This is a genomic window from Nostoc sp. 106C (assembly GCF_002154725.1).
Lineage (GTDB): Bacteria > Cyanobacteriota > Cyanobacteriia > Cyanobacteriales > Nostocaceae > Aulosira.
Genome location: NZ_MTAW01000128.1, coordinates 40009 through 47500 on the forward strand (window position 1 = coordinate 40009; position 7492 = coordinate 47500).

General features: G+C 36.5%; 4 protein-coding genes. All 4 read right to left on the reverse strand.

The window, feature by feature from the left end; genetic code table 11:
* Positions 1 to 34 precede the first annotated feature (34 nt).
* Genes BV375_RS19695 through BV375_RS19710 form a run of 4 tightly spaced genes read right to left on the reverse strand, consistent with a single transcriptional unit; the run spans position 35 to position 7111 of the window.
* Positions 35 to 3367, reverse strand: coding sequence for a helicase-related protein (locus BV375_RS19695; RefSeq protein WP_086763401.1), 3333 nt, complete (start codon positions 3365 to 3367; stop codon positions 35 to 37).
* Between the two features lie 3 nt (positions 3368 to 3370).
* Positions 3371 to 3814 (reverse strand): type II toxin-antitoxin system VapC family toxin, encoded by a 444-nt coding sequence (locus BV375_RS19700; RefSeq protein WP_086763403.1) that lies wholly within the window; start codon positions 3812 to 3814, stop codon positions 3371 to 3373.
* A complete protein-coding gene (locus BV375_RS19705; RefSeq protein WP_086763405.1) occupies positions 3802 to 4041 on the reverse strand; it encodes a hypothetical protein in 240 nt (79 codons plus the stop codon). The genes BV375_RS19700 and BV375_RS19705 overlap by 13 nt, the downstream gene beginning before the upstream one ends.
* A gap of 58 nt (positions 4042 to 4099) precedes the next feature.
* Positions 4100 to 7111, reverse strand: coding sequence for a TaqI-like C-terminal specificity domain-containing protein (locus BV375_RS19710; RefSeq protein WP_086763407.1), 3012 nt, complete (start codon positions 7109 to 7111; stop codon positions 4100 to 4102).
* Between the last annotated feature and the right edge of the window lie 381 nt (positions 7112 to 7492).

Below are 7492 nucleotides of genomic sequence, written 5' to 3' on the forward strand. Positions count from 1 at the left end.
CAATCTATACACAATAAGCTTTTTAGCTTCTGGCTTAACCCGAACTCAGGTTAGGTAAGCTATTATCTTGCAACTCATGCATATTATGTTGACGGTAAATCTGTACTAGCTGATTAAACAATTCCTTACCTGTGAAACCGTCGCGGCGCAGTTTGTTTAACTCGCGGTTAACAGCTTGGTTCACACTCAAGCGGAACGCTTTTTCTAAAATATTGACCTGACCTTTTAGTTCCTCATCTGTAGTTGACTTAAAAAATATTCTCAGCTCCCGCAGAATATACCTTTGTCCCTGAGTCAAACGTTGGTTAAATTCCCGTTCTGCTTGGCGATGTTTTACTTCTTCTGCAAATTGACCTTTGACGCGCATCACAGCAGCGTTATGGTCTTTGGGAAGTGACAAGGTGGGGGTGGTGTCATCAGCTTTAATTGCACCTAAGATACGGGGGATATCTCTAGAAATTATTTCTCCTTTGTCATCTAATAAAAATAGTTGCTGGTAGCCTTTGATATCAGGTCGATTGGGGTCGGAAGCTTCGCAGAAAATATATGTCCCCTTTTGCATGGAAAATTTAGCAGTGCGAATACCATGCGGTAAATTAGCAATGCGTTCAAATTCACCTGGGTCTTCTTTTTGTAATTTTCTGAGGATTTCTTCTGCCTCATTTAAATCTAAAAAATTATCTTCATCCTCAATATCAAATAGACTCAACTGTTTACCTTGTTGTTCGTAAATGGCATACATTGCTTCTTCGTTGAGTCTTTCTGTTAAGTCAAGTATTGCAGCATCTTCACCTATGGTATCGTGAATTTCTTGTATTCTGTTTTTAAGTTTTTGTTTCAAACCTAAATTGCGCTCAATGCCTAGTTCTGGTAAAAAGTTATATCCATAGATGACATCTTTATCACTGCCAATACGGTCAATACGACCAAAACGTTGAATAAGCTTAACTGGGTTCCAATGCAAATCATAATTAATAATCAAATCACCATCTTGCAGGTTTAAACCTTCTGCTAATACATCGGTAGCAATCAAGGTATTAAGTTCTGATTCTCCGGATTTAAATTTATATTCTTTGTTGGCGTTAGGGGCAAACCTTCCTACTAGCCGTGCTTTATTTTTGCTGTTACCGCTATAAATTACATCAATATCATGACGCTGACCATCTGGGTTTAAATTATCAGATAAATACTTGGCTGTGTCGGCATATTGAGTAAAAATTAGACGTTTTTTATCTCTAATATTTGGTTTAGATAACCATTTGATTAAAGTCTGTAATTTAGTATCTTTATCAGGGGTAATTGGTTCTACTAAATCCAAAATACTTTTCAATAATTTAATATCATGCTCGATATGCTGTTGTAATCTTTTTGCATCAAAATCCGATAAGTCATATTTATTAGATACCTGTTTTAATGCGTCCATCAAATCCTGTTCTTCTGCTTGATTATAATCTTCCGATAGCAGAGTTTGGGCTTCTTCTCCGGCGGGTACAAATCCTTGAGATAGTGATTTTAAAAATCTTTCATGCACTATCAATAATTTCTTGATAGTTTCTTGGAAAGCGTAAACACTCGATTCAAAACGCTTAAATAATAATACCCGCATCAAACCCCGGAGGTTAGCACCTGCACGTTGCAAAGTGTTATAAGGTTCTTGCTTTTGTTTATCTTTTAAAACATAATTCCACAGCCCATAACGTGCATAGCTAAGTTCGTTTGTGGGTGGTTTAAGCAGTTGACGTTTGCGGGACTTACCCATGTATTGCCGTAAATCCTGATACAGTCCTTGGTATGTGTCCTCAATGCTGTATTCAATGGTTTCTAGTTCGCGTTTGGGGAAAAAGCGATGTTTACCACCAACGATGACATAAGCGCGTCGGGTTCCGTCTAGGTACTCTCTAAAATTAGCTGGGTCAACTTGTTGATGAGTTTTTGAATCAAAACCGTAAAAACGTAAGATGTGGTTGCGTGTACGGCGGATAAGGATATGAGAAAGTAACTCTGGTAATTTTTTCGCACCCTTTTCTACTAATTGAAAGTATTCTTTTAAATTAGGTGGGTCTATTGGTAAATCAGTTTTATCATCTTGATGAAATAATTTTAACTGGTAATAAATATCCCAAACACTCTTATTTCGAGGAGTAGCTGTCAAAAAGCAACAACGTTTACCCGCACCTAAAAACGCTTCTACAACTTTATATCTTTGAGTATTATTATTTCGCAAGTTATGACTTTCATCTATGAGTACAAAATCTCTATCTTGAAATCTAAAGTCATTTAATAATGCTTTTACGTCTCCATCATCATCTTCTTTCAACATTCCCATTGAAAGGACGCGAGCATTTAACTGGTAAACTTCATTATATCTATCCCACATTTCTATAAGTGGTGCAGGACAAATAATTAAAGGACGTGCGCGTTCTACTTGTTCAAATCTTTTAATAATTGCAGCGCCAATAAAACTCTTTCCTAGCCCTACTACATCAGAAACAAAAGCTCCGCCATAATCTCTGATATTTTGGACGGCATTATTAACAGCTACTTTTTGGAAATCTGCTAATTGTTTACTAATTTCATCTTCTAGAATTAAATCTTTTGGTGCAGTATCTTCTAATCTATCTTTGACTAAAGCGTAGAGAGTTTTATAGTAAACATCATAAGGACGGACTATAGAACCCGCCCAAGATTGTTTCATCTCTCTCATTAATGCTTCATTAAAATCTTCTGCTTCATTCCACAATTCATCAAACCAATGAGTTAATTCTGTATGGTTATCGTTTCCGTGGATGGTTACATTCAGTTCGGTATTATGGGTAATACCCGAAAGGGTAAGATTGGATGAACCTACAATCGCAATCCCTTTTTCTTGACGCTCTAAAGCTCTACCTTTGTTATCATAAACAATACCGTAATCAAAAATATAGGCTTTGGCGTGTAAAGTTCCTTTTGTGTAAACGCGGACATAAAGCCGTTTTTCTTCTATCATTTGCACTAGGTTTTTAACCAGCGTCTCGGCTTCATCCGTTTGATCCATTAATTCAATACTAGAACGGATATTGGCTGCTGTTTCATTCGCCATCCGCTTTTCTTCACTACGCTTAAGATATTTCTGTGCTTCGATTTTATCTTCAATTAATTCTAATCTTCGGTATCCTTGGGCAATTTGTTCAATGGTTTCGCGGTTACTAGTATTGCCAATTAGCAAGCGTAATTCTTTAATACTGGTGAGGCGTTCTGCAATGGCAGTGAAGCCAGAAAGGAAGAAATAACCTACCGCAAAATGTGCCGCTTCTGTTGAGTCGAGAATGCGTTTAATTTGGTCTACTAATTTTTGATTGCGGTTGTCTATAATATCGTGGGTAGGCATTGTTCAAGATGCTAAAACTTCACTGAGGATAACAACAGGTAAACCAGGAACATTACGAAAGCCTTTATCGTTGGTGATAAATTGGTTACAAGTAACAGATAAAGCTGTAGCAGCATGAATAGCATCGGGTGTTTTGAGGTTACTTCTAGCCCGAAGATTAGCAGCTTGTCGCAGTATTGATTGACTAATAGTAATTAACTGCACTTGAGATGATAATAATAGTTCCTCATAGTCTGCTACTAAAGAATTATTACCATTACGCAATGGAACAATTAAAACCTCCATTAATATTAGTTCGCTGCTAATGATTTGAATTTCCCCTGCGTAAAACTTAGACCATAGTGGTTGCAGCAAAGAATAATAGTCTGGATTACCTTCAATAGTATAAATAACCACCGAAGTATCTATATAAATAGAGCCACTTGTTGGAAGTATTAGCTTTCCCATGATAAGCGTTCTTCTTGTAGTTGTCTGTCTATATCCTCAGCAGTTCGAGAAGGGTGTCTCCTACGGCTTTCTTCTATAATGTCCAGTACAGAACGACGCTTTGGTTCAGCTTTTTCTGGTAAAATCACAAATACATCAACGCTATCGCCAATTTCAGCTTCGGGGATTTCAATTTCTATTTTGTTTCCTGGTAAAACTTTGGTTGTGATACGTAAAGCTGATTGCATGGCTTTTCCCTCAACATTTCTTAATACTGTAGGCGAGATTGTTATTTTCTCTATTGTCCTACAGTCCATAGAGGGCGGCGACTCGCTCATCTATTTCTTTCTCCCATGCTTCACACTCTAGACCTTTTGCATCAAGGCATTTTTGGACTAGTTTAGATATTACTTGGCGATCAGTAGTTGAAGCATTGGGAATAGGAATTTTATTCATATATATACTGCGTAACTCTAAACTTTTACCTAAAAGCTCAGAACACTGACTCTTAAGGTACTCCCATATAATTGAAGAGTTCAGTATTCCAAGAAGGTAGAGTTCTGGAATGGGAATAATAAAAGCTTTATCATTAGTAAATGCTCCTTTTGTATCTAAGGCAAAACGGGATTCTTTTGCAATAACAGGATAGATAATTTTAGGCTGATTAAAAGCATCTACATATTCCGCTCCATAACGTGCCATACACCACCAATTATATCGACCTTCTCGACACTCAGGACGTGCTTTTAGTTCTTGTACCCATTGAGTAAGATGATTTTTTACAGCAGGATAATTATCTATTTTCAAATTCCAAGGAGAATAGATGAACCACTTATCTTTATAATTGACCCGCCACTTGCGAATATCATCACCTACAGTTAATGGTTTGATAATTTCTGCACTTTTAGGATCTTGAGTAATGAGTTCTGCGCGTTTTGCTCCATCAATGACAAATGCTTTATTAAACCCTGTCTTTACTCCGTAATAAATATGTCCATTGACATACTCACCTAATGGAACACCTACTGCTTCCATCTTTCGTAGACGGTTGACAGAAGTTGTATCAGTTAGAGTCCAATTTTCACCTTTTAAAGCATCAGAAGGTAATACATGTCCACTATCTTGAATAATTTGCTTTACATCAGGATAAGGAGATTTCAAAGATTTTACCTGTGTGAAAGTAGGTAAAATATCATTTGACTTTTGATTTTGAGCAACAAAAATCATCACTAAAACAGCAGCACTTTGAAATACTGGTAAATCGCCAAAATCAGTAATACTATGAACTTGGCAAGTATCAGCAATATGCTTTTTTAACTTCTCCCCATACTTAGCACGAAACCACTTGTTAGAAGAAATAAAACTTAACATTCCGCCAGATTTCAAAAGTTGCAACCCACGGGCATAAAAGAAACAATATAAATCAGATGTTCCATTATAAGTAGTGGGATAAATCTTTTGCAATGTAGGCTTTAAATCTTTAATTAATTCCTGTCTTACATAAGGCGGATTAGCCACCTGAATATCAAACCCACCATCAGCAAAAACTTCTGCAAACTCTACTGCCCAATCAAAACCTTCTGGTGTTTTAATGCTTCCATTAGTTATTAGCGTAATTTGAGTTTTTAACTCATTAATTTCATCTTCTAGTTTTTGCTTCTTCCCACCTTCATGGGTTCGCATATATTCAGCCTTTTTTTGACTATATTGGCTGATTAATTCATCTCTAATAACTCCTGTTGTTGCAGGACTAGGAGCCGTGAGACTATCTCCCACTTCAATTTTATATTTCAGGTTTGGTAGTGGATTCGGCTTCTCACCTTGATACTCAACAGCAAGCGAAAGCCATAACCTTAACCGCGCAATATTGACTGCAAATACATCTTTATCAATCCCGTAAATATTATTTTCAATAATCTCTAATTTACGTTGATAAACAGTATTTGAATCTAAACCTTTGTTTGCAAATAAACACTGACGTAAATCTAATAATTCGTGGAGCATCCCTAATAAATAAGCTCCACTTCCCGCAGCTAAATCACAGCACCTAACTTTCCGTAAAGCTTCTAATATCGCTTCTGAATTAACCAGATGATTTGGATTATGTTCATCAACAAATTCGGCGACTGCATCATGTGATTCGTTTGCAACTTGGGTTTTTAAATACCCCTTTAAAGCCTCACGACACATAAAAGAAACAATCGGCTTGGGAGTATAATAACTTCCAGATTCATGTCTACCTGTGACGAGTTCCTCGAACACCTTACCCAACATTTCAGGATCTACCGCTACTTCAACATCAAGCGGGGTACTCTCAGTAACAGTAAAAGCAAAGCGTTGGAATAGGTCATGCAGAATAGTGTCTATACAATCATCTGGGATGATAAATTGAGGGTTCTTCTCATCTTCACCTTGTTCAAAAAGACCACCATTCAAATAAGGAACACTACCAATTAATTCTTTGAGAAAACCACCATTATTAATTCCGGTGATGTCCTGTTCTTGAGGATTATTTAGTCCTGAAAAGAAGAGATGAGAAAGTCTATCTCTATAAAAGTTTTTGTCTGATACCCCGTCTTCATGCTGGTAAGATTCCCATAAAGCTGATAAATAATCAGTTCTTTTTTGGAATTTCAGCCAACCTTTTTTCTCAATAAAAGCAATAAACATCAAACGGTTAAACAGCTTTTGAGTGAATAACCGTTTACTTTCTGAATCGGTTGCCCATTTAATTAAATTTTCTATTTTCTCAAAAGTTTTACGATACTCTCTGAAAAATTCCTGAGTGACAGCTTCAACATCAAACGCTTCATCATGACGTGTTTGAATATCTAACGGTGATGCATCTGGAATGCTTTCTAAATCCAACAGACTGATTCTTTCTGTTGCGGTGCGTAATTGTTCCCCTTCTCCAACGGTAATGCGGCGGAATAATCTTCGTTTTTGAGGTGAACTGTCATACTTAACATTCAGAAAGTGCCAGCGCGATTGTGATTTATTAGAAAATATAAATAAAGCATAAGGATGTTCTTGCAGAAGATGATTGACAACTACTCTTTCACTTTGTCTGGATAAATTTTCTGTTTTAAGACGGCTATAAATTACATGAAAATCTTTATTCACTCCTCCAGAGGCTAACAATAAAGGTTCGCCTTCAACTTCATTAGTAACTGCATCAGTCAATTTACGACGAGAAAGTGCTTTATTCTCTCGTTCGTAATTTAATTGACTCCAAAATAATCTTTTTAGTGCGTCGAGGTTTTTTAAGTTTTGGAGCGAAGATTGGACTGACTGTTGTAGCTCTAGTGTGGCACCCATAGATATAAACCCTGACCTAGTAGTGTTTTTTACTAAAACGCGCAGCAAAATCCGCCCACAAAGCTTAAAACTTTGCAGCTATTATGAATAATTAAAATTATGATAATTCGGCACTAATCAGATAGAAATCTGCTGCGCTTATGCCGTTAAAATTTTCAGAACCGTCTATTGCACAAATTAATTAACTTGGCAAATTTTGCTTATATATTGTCAATCTCTAGCCAAAATATAAAAAGAACAACAGCGATATACTACTAATTTAATTAATAGGGAATTTTCACAGTAAAATAATGCCTATAAAAAGTGATATCTATATCACTTTATTAACTGGAGTTTAGACTAAATAGCCGACCTAAAAAGAAAAATAGGGGGTGTGATTGA

Excerpts from the sequence above, each read along its gene's own strand:
- BV375_RS19695 (WP_086763401.1), bottom strand. The coding sequence starts at position 3,367 with ATGCCTACCCACGATATTATAGACAACCGCAATCAAAAATTAGTAGAC.
- BV375_RS19700 (WP_086763403.1), bottom strand. The coding sequence starts at position 3,814 with ATGGGAAAGCTAATACTTCCAACAAGTGGCTCTATTTATATAGATACT.
- BV375_RS19705 (WP_086763405.1), bottom strand. The coding sequence starts at position 4,041 with ATGCAATCAGCTTTACGTATCACAACCAAAGTTTTACCAGGAAACAAA.
- BV375_RS19710 (WP_086763407.1), bottom strand. The coding sequence starts at position 7,111 with ATGGGTGCCACACTAGAGCTACAACAGTCAGTCCAATCTTCGCTCCAA.